Source organism: Paenibacillus sp. FSL M7-1046 (assembly GCF_038007405.1).
GTDB lineage: Bacteria > Bacillota > Bacilli > Paenibacillales > Paenibacillaceae > Paenibacillus_AQ.
In genome coordinates, this window is sequence record NZ_JBBOXB010000001.1 from 4219339 (window position 1) to 4237661 (window position 18323).

Annotated in this window: 10 protein-coding genes; 7 read left to right on the plus strand and 3 right to left on the minus strand. The window is 49.9% G+C overall.

The genetic code is table 11. The features are described from left to right. Positions 1-136: 136 nt before the first annotated feature. Both NYE29_RS18630 and NYE29_RS18635 read right to left on the minus strand, forming a co-directional pair. Positions 137-1216, minus strand: a complete 1080-nt coding sequence (locus tag NYE29_RS18630) for a GntR family transcriptional regulator (RefSeq protein WP_340897019.1) — start codon at positions 1214-1216, stop codon at positions 137-139. A gap of 307 nt (positions 1217-1523) precedes the next feature. Beyond that, positions 1524-2465, minus strand: a complete 942-nt coding sequence (locus NYE29_RS18635) for an MTP-1 family protein (protein WP_340897020.1) — start codon at positions 2463-2465, stop codon at positions 1524-1526. A gap of 155 nt (positions 2466-2620) precedes the next feature. Here NYE29_RS18635 and NYE29_RS18640 point away from each other — a divergent pair, with 155 nt between their 5' ends. The 7 genes from NYE29_RS18640 (at position 2621) to NYE29_RS18670 (ending at position 13341) form a co-directional block, all read left to right on the plus strand. Further along, positions 2621-3469, plus strand: coding sequence for an AraC family transcriptional regulator (locus NYE29_RS18640; RefSeq protein WP_340897021.1), 849 nt, complete (start codon positions 2621-2623; stop codon positions 3467-3469). A gap of 276 nt (positions 3470-3745) precedes the next feature. Continuing rightward, positions 3746-4660, plus strand: a complete 915-nt coding sequence (locus NYE29_RS18645; protein ID WP_076109950.1) for an ABC transporter permease — start codon at positions 3746-3748, stop codon at positions 4658-4660. Between the two features lie 11 nt (positions 4661-4671). Continuing rightward, positions 4672-5568, plus strand: coding sequence for a carbohydrate ABC transporter permease (locus NYE29_RS18650; RefSeq protein WP_076109949.1), 897 nt, complete (start codon positions 4672-4674; stop codon positions 5566-5568). A gap of 101 nt (positions 5569-5669) precedes the next feature. Continuing rightward, complete coding sequence (locus NYE29_RS18655) at positions 5670-7292, plus strand: extracellular solute-binding protein (protein ID WP_076109948.1); 1623 nt, start codon at positions 5670-5672, stop codon at positions 7290-7292. A 97-nt stretch (positions 7293-7389) separates the two neighbouring features. Continuing rightward, entirely contained in the window at positions 7390-10437 is a 3048-nt protein-coding gene (locus tag NYE29_RS18660) for an alpha-mannosidase (RefSeq protein ID WP_340897022.1), read from the plus strand. Positions 10438-10547: 110 nt separating this feature from the next. Next, the gene (locus NYE29_RS18665; protein ID WP_340897023.1) at positions 10548-12173 is read left to right on the plus strand and encodes a hypothetical protein; all 1626 of its coding nucleotides are present in this window, start codon (positions 10548-10550) and stop codon (positions 12171-12173) included. 145 nt (positions 12174-12318) lie between these two features. Further along, a complete protein-coding gene (locus NYE29_RS18670; protein ID WP_256718067.1) occupies positions 12319-13341 on the plus strand; it encodes an SGNH/GDSL hydrolase family protein in 1023 nt (340 codons plus the stop codon). A 745-nt stretch (positions 13342-14086) separates the two neighbouring features. Here the strand turns inward: NYE29_RS18670 and NYE29_RS18675 are convergent. Continuing rightward, entirely contained in the window at positions 14087-18322 is a 4236-nt protein-coding gene (locus tag NYE29_RS18675) for a sulfite reductase subunit alpha (protein WP_340897024.1), read from the minus strand. Position 18323: the final 1 nt, after the last annotated feature.

Genomic DNA, 18323 nt, shown 5'->3' on the forward strand with positions numbered 1-18323 from the left:
AGGCCCATGCAATTGCGCATGGGCCTACTTGATTCTCTAATAATAAGTAGGTCGGTGGGCAGCTCCAGGCATGACAGTAGCTGTTGTCTCCACCAGTACCGTCCAGATCTGGCATTGCTGCTATATTTGTATTGCATTAACCTTGGAATCGCTTAGTTGTCTCACGTATGACCAAGCTTGTAGGCAACATGACTTTCTTATTGCCGTAGGATGAGCCTTCGGTAATTTCGAACAGCAGCTTGGCACTCTCATAGCCAAGGACGTCGAAATATTGCTTCACTGTGCTCAAGGCGACCTTGGCGAACTTGGAGCTCTCGAAATCGTCAAAGCCGATTAGGGATACTTGTTCAGGGATACGGATATCAAGTGCGGTCAGCCGTTCTATTACCTCAAGGGCCCGCTTATCGTTCGCGCAGAAAAGTGCGGTCAGCTCCCCGTTTTGAATCAGGTGTGCAAGCACAGCGTGATCCATTTCCTTATCCAGGAACAAGAGAGACTCGGAGATTGGAATGGACGCATTCAACATGGCATTGCGATAACCGTTATATCTGTCAATCTCCGGACTCAGATGATAGTCGTAAGCCGCAAATCCGATTCGTTGATGACCTTGCTGTATCAAGTATTCTACTGCTTCATAAGCACCGTCGTGGTTATTACAAGTGACGACGTTGACTGGATAGCCGGAGGGCGAACGATCAAGCATAACGAATGGAATCGCTTTTTTTCGAATTTCCCCGAGATAGCCCTTTGCAGCTTCGGGATCAGAGGAATAGATGAGTAATCCTCTTAGTTCCGTTTGAATCAGCCCCAGAACGAGCTCGCGTTCCTGTTCGAAGTCATTTTCCACGAATTCAATGATCAGCTTGCATCCATGTTTGCCCAGAAAGGACTGGATGCCCCTCATGATCTGCATATACGAACTATCGTACAGTTCGACGCCGGAAATGACGAAAGCGACCAGATTCGAGGTCTTTTCCGGGACGGCCGCTTGACTGGCGACGAAGCTCCCCTTACCCCTGATACGGTAGATCACGCCCTCGTTCACCAGCTCTGACAGTGCTTTGCGCACAGTGATAGTGCTGACATCCAGCAGCTTGGAAAATTCCGACTCGCTAGGAATTCGATCTTCCTCTGTAAATTCCTGATTCTCAATCTGGGATAAGACATAGTCTTTAACCATCTGGTACTTTGTCAGAGTCAAATCCTTCTTGCTCAAGTAAGTTCACCTCATATCGACATTTCCTCAATTATAGCGTATATCGTTTTAAAAAGTATACGTACTTAGAGTGTGATTTAAATGGAATTTTATCAAATAAGCAGGATATTCTCGGAAATTAAGTAATAATGGGACCTAATAACATAAAATATTTGAATTTTGTGCAGGTCTGTATTACTATGGGGTCAAATAAAGTATGCTCTTTCATTAACTTAACATAATGGCTTTACTGCAGTCCGCTACGCCGTCAACGGACAACAAAAAGAGCTGCTGGCAAATCCAGCAGCTCGACGCTTGAATATTTCATTTAGATAGTAACAATGGCGCCTTCCTTCTCGAACGGGTAGTCGATGACAATACGACCAACTTCGCAATCGCCGATGCCGCTGTACAGATTGACCTTGCCATCGGGACGCATTTCGATGCCGGCGGTGAATGTGCAGTCCGTCAGATGCGGTTTCTTGGCGGGTCCCTCTGGATAACAAGGACGCGTGCCGATGATTTTCAACTCTGAGAATTGATTCGTCTGCGGGTCCAATACGAAGGCCATGTTCATATAGGTCGATATATCTCCTTGAGCATAACAGATATGGCCAATGACGCCGATCTTCCCGTTCTCAAGCAAGTAGGCCTGGTTGCAGCCCCCCCACTCATCCTCATGGAACAGGCCTCGGATATTAGGGGCGTTCTCGATAACCTCCGGAGACAGGTCGTCGAGGCTGTTGATGACTGTGAATCCAACTAAAGATTCACTTCCGAATTCCTTGCGTACTCCTTCTCCGCGTGGTCGTGAGAAGACGCCGATCCTGCCATCCTGAAGCTCTACGAGCCGAATGTCTTTCATATAATCCGGACCGGTCGTGAAGTAGAAGAGATCATGAATATCACGGCCTTTGTAGAAGTAACCGTAGAAAGTATCAAGCTGCCCCTGCTTGTAACGGACATGCGTACCGCCCAATACGAGCTGCTTACCGATCATGCTAATATAAGGGTCTTCAAGCTGATAAATCATTGTGTCCGTCACGGCTGTCCAATCATCCGGACCGCTCTGCTCGAACAGGCGAACCCAAGACCTTGCCCACTCATGGCGTTTTTCCAGGCGTCCATAAATGTAGCGCTTGCCGTTCCATTCAAACGGGATCGTAGGATTGTAGACATCGAAGTCTTCGACTCCGTGGAAAACAAGCTTGGCGCTTTCATAAATGCGTTTGTTTGCTTCAAATTGCTGACGCAGTTTCAATAAGTTCATTTGTGGCAATCTCCTTTCAGGCTTCAATAACAATTCTATCCTAATGGATAGCTATGTCCCAATTCTTGCTCCAATTTTGAATACATTATGGTGGTTTGACATTGCAAGACTTGTCTTTATCAATGTACATATACGAACAAGGAGGAATATAGCCAATGTTGAAGCTTCTCGCGGCGGACGGCATTGATTCTGAGATTCAGGCCCATTATCGGCTGATTGCTTCGGTGCGCGATACGATCGGCATGCATAGTCATGACTTTTTTGAATTGTTTCTTATTCTGAAGGGGAAAGTTGTGCATGTCATTAACAGCAACCGTCAGTTGTTGCAGGAAAATACTCTCGTGTTCATACGGGACCGGGATGTGCATTGCTATGAGCAGACAACAGATAGCGATTGCCAGTTCATCAATTTGTCGTTCAACCGGGAGGTCCTTGATGACCTGGTTGCTTTCTTGGGAGAGGGATTCCCGAGTGGAAGGCTTCTTGAGCCGGCCATGCCGCCGTCGACTTTGTTGTCCAAAACGGAGAAAGAATATGTGCGGTATCGGCTGGAGCAGCTCAGTCTGATCCCGCAGGAGAAGAAGCTGGCTATCAAAGCAGAGGTAAGAGCCATCTTGACCGATCTGTTCTCCCGCTACATCAAGGCCGAAGCGGAGCCGTTCGAACCGGCAGGACAGCCGGAATGGTTAAAGGCTCTATGCAGAGAGGTGCAAAAGAAAGAACAATTTACGCGGGGAGCGGCCGCGCTTGTCCAACTGTCAGGTAAATCGCATGCCTACGTATGCAGAATGTTCAGAGAGCATCTTGGAATGTCTCCGACCCAGTATATCAATGAATTAAGGATTTCCTACGCCGAGAATTTGCTGCTGAACACGGATATGGAAATCGTGGATATCAGTTTGGAGATCGGACTTGAGAATGTTAGCTACTTCTATGACTTGTTTAAGCGGAGGCACAACCTGACGCCCCATCGATACCGCCAATTCGGGAAAATTCATAAATAGTATACGAAATAAATCTAATTTGTGTTTGAATTTTATATATTGACGCAGTAAATGGTATGTGCTATTTTTTACCTAGCATAATAACTTTCGGCATCATGATGGACTAATCTGTATAACACGGAAAGCAGAAGCAACTCGGTTTCGACGACGTTGGGATCCAATCTGGAGGTGAAAATGAATGCGCTTGCAATCGGCTGAATCGCGGAGTTCACGCGCCTGTGAGCCTAGTACCAGCCGTATCAGACTACAACATGTTGGCAGTCAGGAGGTGTTTCTGTGAAGACAAGTAATAACAGGTTCATAGCCAGAATTATCAGGCACCGCTATCTCTACCTTATGGTGCTTCCCGGCTTCCTGACGCTGTTGGTTTTTCACTATTTTCCGATGTACGGAATTTTAATCGCTTTCAAGGATTTTAACGCTTCCAAGGGGATATGGGGAAGCGAGTGGGTGGGATTCAAGTATTTTATTTCTTTTTTTAATGATCCCATGGCGTTTAGGGTTTTGAAAAACACATTGCTTCTCGGTTTGTATACTTTATTCTGGTCATTTCCGGCGCCGATTATATTGGCACTGCTGTTCAATGAACTGAGGAACAAAAGATTTAAGAAAATTGTTCAGACGGTATCTTACTTCCCGCACTTCATTTCGGTCGTCATTGTTGCGGGGATGCTTAAGGAATTTACGGCAAGGGATGGCTTGTTTAACAATATTGTCGCCTTTTTCGGCGGAGAACCGGTTATGTTTCTTCTGGAGTCGGATTTTTTCCGGTCCATCTTCATCTCTTCCGGTATATGGCAAGGCGTCGGGTTCGGCACGATCATCTACCTTGCCGCATTAAGCGGAATAGATCCAACGCTTTATGATGTGGCTGAAGTAGACGGCGCAGGGCGATGGAAGAAGGTTGTGCACATTACATGGCCTTCGCTCAAGCCGACCACAATTATATTGCTGATTTTCGCCGTAGGGGGAGTTCTTGGAAATGATTTTCAGAAGATCATTCTGCTCTATTCACCTGAGACTTACGAAGTAGCGGATGTCATTGGGTCCTATGTTTATCGTCAAGGTATACTGGGTGCGCAATACGAGTACACAACAGCAATCGGAATGTTCATGTCGCTTATTTCCTTTATTATTCTTTACTTGACCAATTGGATTAGCCGGAAAGTATCAGAGACAAGTTTGTTCTAGGTGGTGAGAAGTTGAAAAGGGTTAGCTTAGGTTCCAGAGCTTTCGATGCAATAAACGTTGTGATCATGCTGTTAATCCTGGTTGTTGTGCTGTATCCGATTCTGCACATTGTCGCGACATCGCTTAGCGGCGCAAGTTACATCTCTTCCGGGAGCGTAACGATTTGGCCTAAGGGATTTAATCTGGAAGCGTACACGACGGTATTTCATGATCCATACATTTTTAAAGGGTATCTGAACTCGATTATTTATGCGACAGGCTCAACGGGCATTATGCTGCTTTTTACGGCAATGATGGCGTATCCGCTCACGATCCCTGGATTTGCGGGTAAGAAATTTTTAACCTTCTTCCTTATGATAACGATGTTTTTCGGTGGCGGTTTAATTCCGACCTATCTGCTTATGCGCAGTCTGAACCTGTTAGACACGGTATGGGTCATGATTCTCCCGGGCGCAATTAGCGCTTATAATGTATTTTTATTTCGTACCTTCTTTCTTAATATTCCTTCTGAGCTGAAGGACTCCGCTTATATCGACGGGGCGAATGATTTAGTGGTCCTATTCAAAATCATACTGCCGTTGTCGAAAGCGCTTTTTGCGACCTTTGCTCTGTTCGGTCTGGTCGGAAGCTGGAACAGCTGGTTCGAAGCTTTGATTTACTTGCGGGATCAGGATAAGTACCCTTTGCAGATGGTGTTAAGAAACTATCTGTTCACTTTGGATACGACTGCGATTCAAGGGCGGGTAGGAGGCGGTGCTGTTGCTGTCAATGCCCCGGGAGAAACGCTTGATCCGAAGGCGGTACGAATGAGCGTCATTATTATTACCATGTTTCCGATTATGTGCATCTATCCCTTCTTTCAGAAGCATTTCACCAAGGGATTATTCGTAGGCTCCGTCAAAGGCTGAACTGCGGATGTGCCGGTATAAAGTGGGGAGTGCCCGGACGGTTCATTGTTAATGATGAGATTTGAAAAAACGGTTTATCGTACAAATTAGGGGGAAATGAAATGAACAAGCTGGCGAAAATACTTGTCCTCGGGTTGGCCGCACTGATGATTTTTTCAGGATGTTCGAATGATTCCAAGAATTCTGCCGCCAATGGAGAGAATCAGGAAGTGATGCGCTTTTCGGTGACTCTGCCTACGTATGGCGTGGATAATCCGAATAGTCTCGTAGGCAAGGAATGGCACAAACGCATGGAAGCATACATGGGTAAAAAGGTGGAAATTGAATATAACTATATTCCGTCTTCCGAGTATGACGAGAAGGTCAAACTCATGATTGCAAGCGACGATCTGACGGACTTCTTCGTGACGCCGTTATTTTATGATACAAGTGAAATGGCCGGTCAGGGCCAGCTTCTCGAATTAGCCCAATATAAAGATTTAATGCCGAATTATATGAACTACATTAGCAAGGTGAAAAATGGAATGAAGCGGGTAACGAATCCGGACGGCGAGATGTATACCTTTATGGAAACTTCCACTCCAAGGTTCCCCGAGGATCGCGGCATGCTCATTCAGAATACGTCCTCTTACCGCTATGACGTGTTCAAAGCGAATGATATCGAAATTCCGGTAACACTTGATGAATTTTATGAGGCTGCCAAAAGCCTTAAAAAACTCTATCCCGACAAATATCCCGTCGCAACCAAATGGAACAGCCTGAGATCGCTGTTCTCTGCGAACCATATCAAGGACGAAATCTTCTGGAACGGCGAGAAATATGTATATGGGGTTCTGGAAGAAGGGTTTAAAGATGCACTCCAATTTGCAAATAAGCTGTATGCGGATAAGCTGTTAGATCCGGAGTATACGATTGATACAGATGATACGCTGAAAAGAAAAGCGCTGAATGGCGACAACCTTATGTGGCTGACGCAGTGGTTTACCACTCCGGCCGAGTACACAAGAACGGCCAACGATGGCAAGATTTTTGCAGTTTCCCTGTATCCTGACAATCCGAAATACGGGAAAGCCTGGCAGGAAGTGGTGAATGGCAATACTCCTGATTTGGGCTGGGCAGCTTACGGTCTAAGTTCAAAAGTGAAAAACCCCGAAGAATTGATCAAATTCATTGATTATCAATATTCGGATGAAATGATCAGACTCATCACCTGGGGGATTGAGGGCACGACCTATACGATTGGGGAGAATGGTATTCCGACCTTTGTGGACTCGTTGAAAAATGCCAAGGATCCGTGGCTGGAAGGCGATAAATACGGCATGCGGGCAAGCCGGAATCATAACCCTGGCCTGCAGATGGTTAGTGACGCAAGAGCGTTTGTAGATTTTGCCGCGACAGACTATACCCTATTTAACGGCAAATATGAAGAGGTGCCGATTGAGAAGTCACAATTCCTGACGAGCTTACCCATGCCTGAGAACGAATATGTTCCTTCCTGGCTGAGCGAACCTTCGATTCAACTCACAGGCGATGAAAACCAGCGGATCTCGGAGATTATGAACCCGGTAAAAACGTTTGTTACGGAAGAACAGGCCAAATTCGTGGCAGGCAAGAGCAGCTTCGATGATTGGCAGGTATTCATTGATAAGGTCCAAAAAATGGGCGCCATTGATGAAGCGCTGAAAATTTATAACGATGCTGCGCAAAGAGTAACAGCAAACTAATAGAGATTGTCCCTCCGTTGCTGATTGCTTCGGGGCGGCAATATATCGCAAAGCGATAGGATGTAAGATAACGAAACCATAGGATGTGAGAAGAGCTTTGAACGAGAAAAAAGAGATTTTATTCCATGTCGAAAAGCTTCTGAATAAAAGAAATCAATTTATGATTACAAAGGTTTCTCCAATGGAGTTTTCAGGTTTTACGACAAAGGAACAGCTGTTCATTCATGAAATGGATGAACAACCGTTCCAGAGCATAACCAGGGGACAACAGCGGGGAGAGAATTGGGGGTACGGCTGGTTCCGCTCCACAATCATCGTCCCTAAGGAGGCCGAAGGCAAACGGCTGGTGGCTATGCTTGATTTTGGATCCGAAGCGACCGTGTATGTTGACGGCGTCGTGAGTGGTGCAAAGGACCTTAACCATCATTACGTAACCTTAACCCGTTCGGCGAAAAGCGGCGAGCAATTCGAGATTGTCGCAGAGGCGTACGCCGGCCATTCTGATTCTCAGCCGATGTTCGGAGAGTCGCAACTCTGTATTTTTGAAGAAGAAGTGTACCAGTTTTTTATTGATTTGGAATGCCTGTACGATCTTCGCAATCATCTCGATGTCAAATCTCTCCGCGTTGCGGAGATTGATCGTTGTCTGACTCAGTTATTTGCGACGGTCGACCTGACCCTGCGTCAGGAATTGCTGGGAGAGAACGTAAAAGAGTGCAGGGAGATTATGAAACCGCTTTTATCCTGTGTGAACGGTTCAACGGCGCCTACCCTGTACCTTATGGGACAGTCCCACCTGGATGTGGCCTGGCTGTGGCCGATTGAGGAGACGAAGCGTAAGATTGCGCGGACCATGTCCAATCAGCTTGCACTCATGGACGAATATCCGGAATATACGTACACGCAGAGCCAGCCTTATTTATTCCAGTTGGTCAAGACGCTGTATCCTGAGCTGTATACGCGCATCAAACAAGCGGTGAAGGAAGGCAGAATCATTCCCGAAGGCTCCATGTGGATAGAGCCCGATACGAACCTCCCTAGCGGCGAAAGCCTGATCCGCCAGGCGATGCACGGCAAACGTTTCTTCAAGGAAGAATTCGGTGTAGACAACGAAATGCTGTGGCTGCCTGACGTGTTCGGCTATTCCGGGAACCTGCCGCAAATCATGAAGGGTTGCGGGATAAAGTATTTCGGTTCCGTTAAATTGTTCGGTACTTATGATAATGTAGCAGATCCGTTCCCGCATAATACGTTTCTGTGGGAAGGGATCGACGGTTCGCAAATCTTGTCGCATCTGCTCAACTATGGAGACTACTACCCGATTCGGATCAGTCCGTCGTTTTTAATCCATCAGTGGAAAGATCGCGTCCAGCTTGAAGGGATTTCTACGCGGCTCACGCAGTTCGGACATGGCGACGGCGGCGGAGGCTCCAACCGGGACGATCTTGAGTTTATGCGCAGGCTCGGCAATTTGGAGGGTGTCCCCAAGACGAAGCACGGCTCGCCCATCGAATTTTTCCGGGATCAGATTGAAAAAGGCATTCCTGATGTCAAGTACGTAGGAGAGCTCTATTATCCTGCTCACCGAGGGACTTATACAACACAAGCGGTCATCAAAAAGCTGAACCGGAAGGCGCAAAATGGCTTCCGTGAGGCGGAGTTATGGGGGGCTGCAGCGGAGCATTTAAATAACCGGACCTATCCTTACGGGGAGCTGGACCGTCTGTGGAAGGTTTTGCTGCTGCACCAATTCCACGATATTCTGCCGGGCTCATCTATCCACCGCGTTCATGAAGAGGCGCAGCTTGAACTGATGGAATTGAATAAGAACGTGTACGACATGGCTTCCGAAGCAAGAGATGCAATCACGGACGGCGAGTCTTCCAGTGTTACCGTATTTAACTCGCTGTCCTGGATAAGACAGGAACTGGTAGCATTACCTAATGGCGTTCACGGGATTGCGAATATGAATGGAGCAGTTCTGCCGGTGCAATTGCACGAAGGTGTTAGCTATGCCCAACTGGAGGCTCCTTCCATGGGCTGGTCGACGTACAAGACTGAACCGGAAGTGCCGGTCGTTCCTGTTCTGTCGACAGTCTCTGCAAGTGAATCGCATATGGAGAATGAATGGATTGCACTTGAAATTAACGAAAAGGGTGAGATTACACGGATTTTCGATAAGGAGACCGGTACGGAATGGGCAGCAGACTGCTGCAATGTCATGCGGATGTACCGGGATCAAAATTCAGATTTCGATGCCTGGGAGATTGACCGGCGCTACCGCTTGGCACCCATTGAGCTGAACGCAAACGCCCGGGTATCCGTTACTGCGAATGGACCGCTCTTCGCGAATCTTCGGGTTGAGCGGGAATTGAATCATTCGACCATGATTCAGGATATCCGCTTGCGTGCGGGCAGCTGCCGGGTGGAATTCCATACAACGATTCAGTGGCGCGAGAAGAATAAGCTGCTGAAAGTCGATTTTCCGGTTCGCATTCATACGAACGAGTCCCTGCAGGAAATTCAGTTCGGTCACGTCAAGAGGCCGAATCATGCTTCGCGGCCGCATGATGCGGATCGCTACGAAGTGGTTCAGCATAAGTGGTCCGCTCTTGCAGAGGCAAACCGCGGCTTCGCATTGCTGAACGACTGCAAATACGGCATCTCCGTCAACGATAACATGATGAGTCTAACGCTGCTTCGGGCTCCGACTTGGCCGGATGAAACGTCCGATCAAGGGGTGCATCATTTTACTTATGGATTTACATTCTGGAACGGCGCGTTTCTCGACAGTCCTGTCGTGCGCGAAGCTTATGAGCTGAACTATCCTGTCAGCGTTGTGCCTGGAGGAGGGTGTGGGGCACAATCTTTACTCTGCATCGATCAAGCCAATGTGATTGCGGAGACGGTCAAGCTTGCCGAAGACGGATCGGGCGAGTGGGTTGTGCGTCTGTACGAGAGTAAAGGGGCCTCGGTCGTCTGCAAACTTCACATCGGGCTGTCTGTTGCGGCGGTTAGTGACGCAAATATGCTGGAGGAGAAGATTGCAGAAGTGCCGCAAGAAGGCGGAGATGTAAGGCTCCAATTCCGTCCATTCGAGGTGAAGACCATTCGATTGGCGCTCCGCAAGGAGCGATATGAATAAGCAGGGGGTGGTTTGTGGGAGAGAGTACACATCAGTGGTTTGAACAGATGGCGTTTTGCAGCGCAACGATTTCATTCTATCAAATCTACTAAGGCCTGGAGGTCAACAAAATGAAAATGAAACAGTGGAAAAGTGCGGGAATATGGACTTGCCTTGTGCTGATGATTATGACGGCGCCGGGCGGCGCGTTTGCAGCGCAGGCGGCGGAAAGCGGCGCTGGGCAGAATCTGAGCAGCGCAAAGAAAGGGGTTCAGGAGCCGTTCAAGATCAAGGTCGTGGATGCCGAGACGGGCCGGGGCATTCCTCTTGTTGAGCTGAAGACGACGAACAACATTCTGTATTACACGGATAGTGCTGGTGTAGTGGCGTTCAGCGAACCCGGATTGATGGATCAGCCGGTCTTCTTCCATCTGTCGAGCCACGGTTATGATATCCCCGCCGATATGTTTGGCAATCGTGGGCAGGCTGTAGAGATTATGCCCGGGGGGATGATTACAATCGAGATGAACCGGGTCAACATCGCTGAACGGCTGTACCGGATTACGGGCCAAGGCATTTATCGCGACAGTATGCTCCTTGGTTTGGGGGCGCCGATTCAGGAGCCGCTGATAAACGGTCTGGTCATGGGACAGGATTCTGTGCAGACGATCACGTACAAAGATAAGCTGTATTGGTTCTGGGGTGATACCGACAGACCGGCGTATCCGCTGGGGAACTTCCGTGTGACGGGAGCGACTTCTCAGATGCCGCAAAACGGCGGATTGGATCCGGACGCCGGCGTGAATCTGGACTATTTTACAAAAGAGGACGGTTTCGTCAAAAGCTTGGTGCCGCAGCTGCCTGACGGCGCCGGAATAGCTTGGGTGTTCGGTTTGATGACCGCCAAGGACAGTGCCGGACATGAGCGCCTGCTCGCCGGATACAGTACCCATAATCCCGGACTCAGCGCCTTCGGCATTCTTGCCTTTAATGACAATATTAAGGAGTTCGAGCAAGTCGTCCAGTTCCCTTCCAAAGACGATTGGCGCCATCCGGGCGGCCAGGCGACCTATTATGAAGAGAACGGGGCGGGCTATTGGCTCTTTACCGAACACCGGATGCCGAATTTGCGCGTTTCCGCAAGCTATAACGCCATCATCGACTATACTCAATATGAATCGTTTACAGCTTTAACACCGGGAACGACGTACAACGGAGCTCAAACGTCATTGGAACGCGACACAAACGGCCAGCTTGTATGGGGTTGGAAAAAGAATACTCCACCGCTTAAGCAGGATCAAGAGAAGGAACTGATCCGTTTAGGCGTGATTCAAGCGGCCGACTTGCATTATTATCAATTGAAAGATGCTGATACCGGCGAAGAGGTTCAAATCTCCTCAAGCTCCGTCGAATGGAACGATTACCGGCAGCGTTACGTGATGATCGGGCAGCAGCTGCAGGGAAAGACATCGGTGCTCGGAGAAATCTGGTACGCGGAAGCTCCGGCGCCTCAAGGTCCGTGGACTCATGCCAAAAAGATCGTAACGCACAATAATTATACTTTTTACAACGTTGCCCAGCACAAAAACTTCAATAAGGATGGCGGCCGGGTGATCTACTTCGAGGGGACTTTTACGAATACGTTTACGAATCATGTCGCAACACCACGGTATAACTACAATCAAGTCATGTACAAACTCGACCTGGCGAATCCGAAGCTAGGGCTTACTCCGGTTCAAGGAAAGAACGGTCAATAGAGTGCCAGATCAGATGTGCTAACTGAATAAGGACCCTTCCGGAAGCGCTATGAACTCCGGAAGGGTCCTTTATGCAGGGTGTGATAGCTGCCTGTGCCGGATGGGAATTGGGTAGTCTATGCAGAAATTGATGGGAGGATTTACTTTGGATTTTGACTTTACCAAGTACACCAGGCTGATGGGAAGATTTGATCTGACTGAGAAGGGGAATCCGAAATGCGGATGGGTTAACAGTGCTGTTCATCTTGCCTTCCGGGGTACGGCCATCTCTATGACAGCAGAGGATTCCGGCGGCCAGGATTACGTTGAAATCGTATTGGACGGGATCGCCCGTAATTGGATTAATCTGAAGAAGGGGGTTCATGTATACATAATCGAACAGGGACTCCCGGATGGTGAGCACACTTTGGAAATCCACAAGCGAACGGGGATTTTGACCGGAAATATCGCATTTCATCATTTTGCTCTTCCTAACGGCGGAAGCTTCCTTGCCCCGCCTGCGGCCGGACCTATCCGGCTTGAATACTTTGGGGATTCCATCACAGATGGAGCAGGGATCGGCCATCCGCATGTGCTCGCTGAAGCCCCGCATCTTGACGACGGCTACATGTCCTATGTCGGGATCAGCGCCAGAATGTTGAACGCGGAATATCATACGATGGCCATTTGCGGCATTGGCGTTTGGCAGGATGCCGTAGGGAACAGGCATGGATTGCCGGAGCATTTTTTCGGGACCCTCGGCAAAGAGACAGCGCCATGGGACTTTTCCCGATATACTCCTGATGGAATTGTCATTAATTTGGGTCAAAACGATTATTCTACGCCAATTGATGATGAGGAGTATATTGCCGCTTATATAAAGTTCATTCAGGTTATCCTGGAGCAATACAACGATCCCTATGTCTTTTGCTGTGTTGGAACCATGAACAACAACTATCTTGCCAGTGTGAATAAGGTCGTGGCCTATTTTAATCAAATTGGAAACGGAAAGATTTTATTGGTTGATTTAGGGCTGATTCATCCAGAGGTGGAAGGATGGGGCGGCCGTTACCATCCCGGCTATCAGACGCATTACCGGATGGGGTGGGAGCTGGCCTCTTTTATATCCGCCAAGACCGGATGGGAATTGCTTAAGCGTCCGTTGATTGCTACGGAATGCGTGTTCTGAACCTAATAGCGGGGGATGGAGAGTGGTCAGAGGGTTTTGATACCATAGAAAATCTTAATCTGCTCCCCGGTAACTATAACGGCTACGTAGCATTTTCTGATCACACGCGGAGAAAGGCGTTTCACCACAAGGTAGTTTTTTGGTGGAGGCTTACGTTTCGGTGTTTCAGAGACTTCGCTCTTCTTACGAAGACGTGTGTGCGTCCGGAAAGTGTATTCCTGGCTCCTAAGCATGAACGGACTGAGTTGCGCTTATTTGGAGCTTTTAGCCTGTTACAGTAGGAAAACGGACTTCAGCGCAGTTATTTCTCCCTGATGGCCGCTTTTAGATAGAATGCAGAGCAGATAAGGTCGTCTGGGTCCGCAAAAGAGAATAAACAGGGGTTTTACTCTCCATAGCGTCTCCTGAGTCCTTAACGAGTAAACGAACCCGCTGCAGGCTTTTAGGGCCCCTGCTTTCAATACTAAATCCCTGCTTCCAAGAGCTCCTCCAGTTTGAAGACACGCTCTAACCGGGTGGACATCATCAACGATTGAACGTTTGCGAGAGGGAGTATAATCAGAGGACAAGAATATAAATAAAACAAGGCTCCGTCAGTGATTATACTGGCGGGGCCTTGTTTTAGGTGAATCATTGCTTCTAACCGGACGATTTTATGCATCGTTTTGCCTTATAACATTGAAAAAGACGTATACTCCGCCCCTCTTCACTCAAAACAAAATTGATGTGATGATCAATAGTCTTCTTAATAGACATCCCGCGCATACCGCTTGGATAACGACATTTCTTTTACATAGTTAATCGCTTCATCCGCAGTCATACCGCCGTGTTGCTGGATAACCATCTTAAGTGCGGCATCTACTTCTTTGGCCATTTGCTGGGCATCTCCGCATACATAGAAGTGCGCGCCTTCCTGAAGCCAGGCCCATAGCTCGGCTCCATACTCAAGGATGCGGTGTTGTACATAGATTTTGTCAGCCTGATCGCGCGAAAAGGCTGTATCCAGCCGATGCAGGAAGCCTTCCGTCTGAAGAACTTCAAGCTCATCGCAGAAATAAAAATCACAGTCTTTCCGCTGTTCCCCGAAGATCAGCCAATTTTTTCCTTTGGCTCCGGATGCTTTACGCTCTTGCAGGAAGCCGCGGAACGGAGCAATGCCTGTACCCGGACCGACCATAATCATCGGGGCATCAGGATTTGCCGGTGGACGGAAATGGACATTCTTTTGAATGAAAATGGGAATGTCCGTATCCTCTGTAGCGAGGTCGGCGAGAAATGTGGAGCATACTCCCTTGCGGGCGCTTCCGTTGTTCTCGTAGCGAACGGTGGAAACAGTTATATGAACCTCGTTCGGATTTGCTTTCGGACTGGAAGAAATCGAATAGAGGCGAGGCTGCAAGGGCTTGAGCTGTTCCAAAAGTTCCTGTGCACTGAGGGAAACCGGGAATTCCTGCAGCACATCGATCAGTTGACGACCCCAAAGCCATTGCTTGAGGTCCGCCAGGTTCTCACTTTCTAGGAGCTTGCTTAACCCGACATCCTGAGCGCGGTCCCGGATGAAGCGGAGCATGTCTGGAGTAACCCGGGCAATCTCAAAATGACGGAGCAGTGCTTCGGTCACCGATAGTTCTCCCTGGTCTTTGACCGTTACCGGGGTAGCAGGCTCAATGCCCAGTGTATGCAGCAGATTGCCCACTAAATCAGGGCAATTGGCAGGCCACACCCCCAGAGCATCGCCTGCTTCGAACTGCACTCCGGCAGGTGTAAGGTCGAAGGCATAGTGGCGGGTTTCCTTTTCAGATCCGGTCTTGTTCAGATTCTGCTTGAACAGCAGCCGTGAAAGTACCGGGTGGTTCCGGTGATATCCGCGTGGTTCCGAACTTGGGGCAACCGGGATGGATTCGGCAACCGGAGTGGATGAGATACCGCTTGCTGCGGCGGGTATAACGGGCTTCGGGCTGCCTGTAAATCCGCCCAACAGTGCAGAGACATCATTCGTCCATGCATCTGCCTGCTCCTGAAAGTCCGTATCGCAATGGGCACAGTCAAGCAGCCGCTGTGCACCAAGCTCCTCTAGGCGGGTATCCAGATTCCGCCCGAAGCCGCAAAAGAGATCGTAATTGGAATCCCCGAAAGCGAGCACGGCATACCGCAGATCCTGGAGCTGTGGAGCATTCTCTGCCCTGAGGGATTGGAAGAAGTTTTCTCCATTGTCAGGAGGATCGCCGGCTCCGAAGGTGCTGGCGATAAACAGGACAGACTGGTTCTTGGCCAGATCGCTCACGGAATATTGATTCATATTTACAAGCTGCACATCATAACCGGCTTGCTGTAACTTCTTGGCACAGTCAATAGCTGCGCCCTCCGCATTTCCGGTCTGCGAGGCCCATAGGATGGTTACCGGAAGGTTGGCTGTCGTGATGTTCTCCGGGAACGGGGCAGCCTCCGAAGGGGCTGGATCCGATAACGGTTGGGGTCTTGAGTCAGCTTCCGCCCCGGGAAGGGGAGTACGGGAGAACATGCCCGCCAGCAGGCCATCTACAAAGAAGCGGGTTGGTGGTTCAAAAGGCGCAGCGGGCGGCAGGACCGGAATGCCGGAGGCGGACCGGCCAGCCTCGGTGCGCAGGCTAGTGATGAAGCCGGACAGATAAGCCTGTTCGTGGCTATCCAGAATCATGGCTGCGGGGGCTTCTATCCCAAGTATGCCCGCGAGCGTGTCGAGTTGCTTCATAGTTACGGCCTCCTTCGGACGGGCGGTCTCAGCGCTGGCTGGAGTTGAAGTTGGAATACTGTCCATAACCGGCGCATGCGGTTCCCCGGAAGGCTGGCCTGCGGCCTTGACCAGTGACACAGAACAAAATTTCAACTCGGGCTGTAAGGACAGGGGGTCGACGGTATCATTGGTAACTTCATTGACAGCCAGTTGTGACCCAAAGACATCATTCCAGTGAAAGGGGGCAAAGCAGTTGCCGGGGCGCACACGGTCTGAAAGGACCGCCGGGAGAATTGCCAGCCCCCGCCGCGATCGGAGTTCCACCGGATCTCGGTCTTTAATTCCTAGCACCTCAGCATCTTCCGGATGAATTTCCACAAAAGGGCCCGGGTTCAATTTATTGAGCTTGGGAACTTTGCCTGTTTTGGTCAACGTGTGCCATTGGTGCTGCAAGCGGCCGGAATTCAGCACAAAGGGATAATTGCTGTCCGGCATCTCTGCAGGCGGCATATACGGACGTGCCCAGAATACGGCTTTCCCGCTTTCTGTCGGGAACACGATATCCGGAGAACTGTCATTTGGAGGCCCACTTAGTGCAGTGCCGCCTTGACGGTTCAAATAACGGATCGGATTTCGGTCGTTCGGCTGATCCGGCGCACTAGGCCACTGCACAGGCGTTTCACGCAGCCGTGCATAGGTGGCCCCTCGCAGGTCGTATCCTGTTTTCGGATTCCAGGCTTGCTGGATTTCCGCATAGACCTCTGCCGAAGAAGAGTAGGAAAAAGCTTCAGCATAACCCATTTCAGCGGCTACCCGGGCGATAAGCTGCCAGTCCGGCATGGCCTCTCCAGGCGGCTCGACGGCTTGCTGCATTAAGGTCAGGTTGCGCTCCGAATTAATCATCACCCCTTCACCTTCAGCCCATAAGGCTCCGGGCAGCAGGATATCCGCATACCGGTTGGTCTCCGTATCCAGGAAGCTGTCCTGGGTAATGACCAGTTCAGCCGCTTCCAGGGCAGCGATTACCTTCTTGCGGTTGGGAACGGTAGCCACCGGATTGGTGCAGATGATCCAGCAGGCTTTGATTTTGCCTGAGATCATGCTTTCGAACATGGAAATGGTGCCGCCGCTGGCATCGGTTCGAAGCGTTCCCCGGGGGATCTCCCACAGCTTTTCTATGAAGCTTCGGTCGGTTTCCGACAACAGAGAACGCTGACCCGGCAAGCCTGGACCCATGTAGCCCATCTCCCGGCCGCCCATGGCATTGGGCTGTCCGGTGAGTGAGAAGGGGCCGCTCCCCGGACGGCAGATGGCTCCTGTAGCAAGGTGCAGGTTGCAGATGGCATTCGTGTGCCAGGTGCCGTGGATGCTCTGGTTGAGACCCATGGTCCAGCAGGACAGCCACTCCGGCGCTTCACCGATCCACTTGGCTGCCTGCCGGATATCAGCTTCCGGGATGCCGGTTATTTCGGAGACTTTATCCGGCGGATAATCCTCCAAAAATTCCTCCATGCTCTCAAAGCCTGAGGTGAAGCGGCCGATAAAGGCCGGGTCCGTATGGCCGCTTTTTACAAGCAGATGCAGCAGTCCGTTGAGCAGGGCGAGATCCGTTCCGGGTCTGATCTGCATGAACAAATCGGCTTTCTCCGCAGTTGCCGTCCGCCGGGGGTCAACGACAATCAGCTTGGCTCCGCTCTTCACCCGGTCCATCAGCCGGAGGAACAGAATCGGATGACAGTCGGCCATATTGGCGCCAATAACGAAGAATAAATCCGTTTGATCCATATCCTGATAAGAACCCGGAGGCCCATCTGCTCCCAGAGAGAGCTTGTAGCCATTTCCGGCACCTGCCATGCACAGACGTGAATTGGACTCCATATTTGGCGTCCGGATGAAGCCCTTGGCCAGCTTATTAATCAGGTACTGGGCCTCCAAAGACATCTGGCCCGATACATAGATGGAGAGGGCTTCCGGTCCGTGTTCCTCCAGAATGCTGCGCAGCCGCTGCGCGGTATCGCGGATGGCTGCATTTATTTCCATTTTGACAGGTTCAGTCCCCCGGGACGGGCGGCTGTATGCATACTCCATCCGGCCGGATTCTGTGATCGCGGCCGCAGCAGTACTGCCTTTGGTGCACAGCCGGCCGAAATTGGCCGGATGCTCCTTATCTCCGGTGATTTTGACCACGCGGTTATCCGATACTTCGAGTACGATCCCGCAGCCAACTCCGCAGTAAGGACAGACGCTTTTGATTTTGCCAGTTGTCATG

Coding starts and splice junctions, on each gene's coding strand:
- NYE29_RS18635 (WP_340897020.1), bottom strand. CDS start 2,465: ATGAACTTATTGAAACTGCGTCAGCAATTTGAAGCAAACAAACGCATT.
- NYE29_RS18640 (WP_340897021.1), top strand. CDS start 2,621: ATGTTGAAGCTTCTCGCGGCGGACGGCATTGATTCTGAGATTCAGGCC.
- NYE29_RS18655 (WP_076109948.1), top strand. CDS start 5,670: ATGAACAAGCTGGCGAAAATACTTGTCCTCGGGTTGGCCGCACTGATG.
- NYE29_RS18665 (WP_340897023.1), top strand. CDS start 10,548: ATGAAAATGAAACAGTGGAAAAGTGCGGGAATATGGACTTGCCTTGTG.
- NYE29_RS18675 (WP_340897024.1), bottom strand. CDS start 18,322: ATGACAACTGGCAAAATCAAAAGCGTCTGTCCTTACTGCGGAGTTGGC.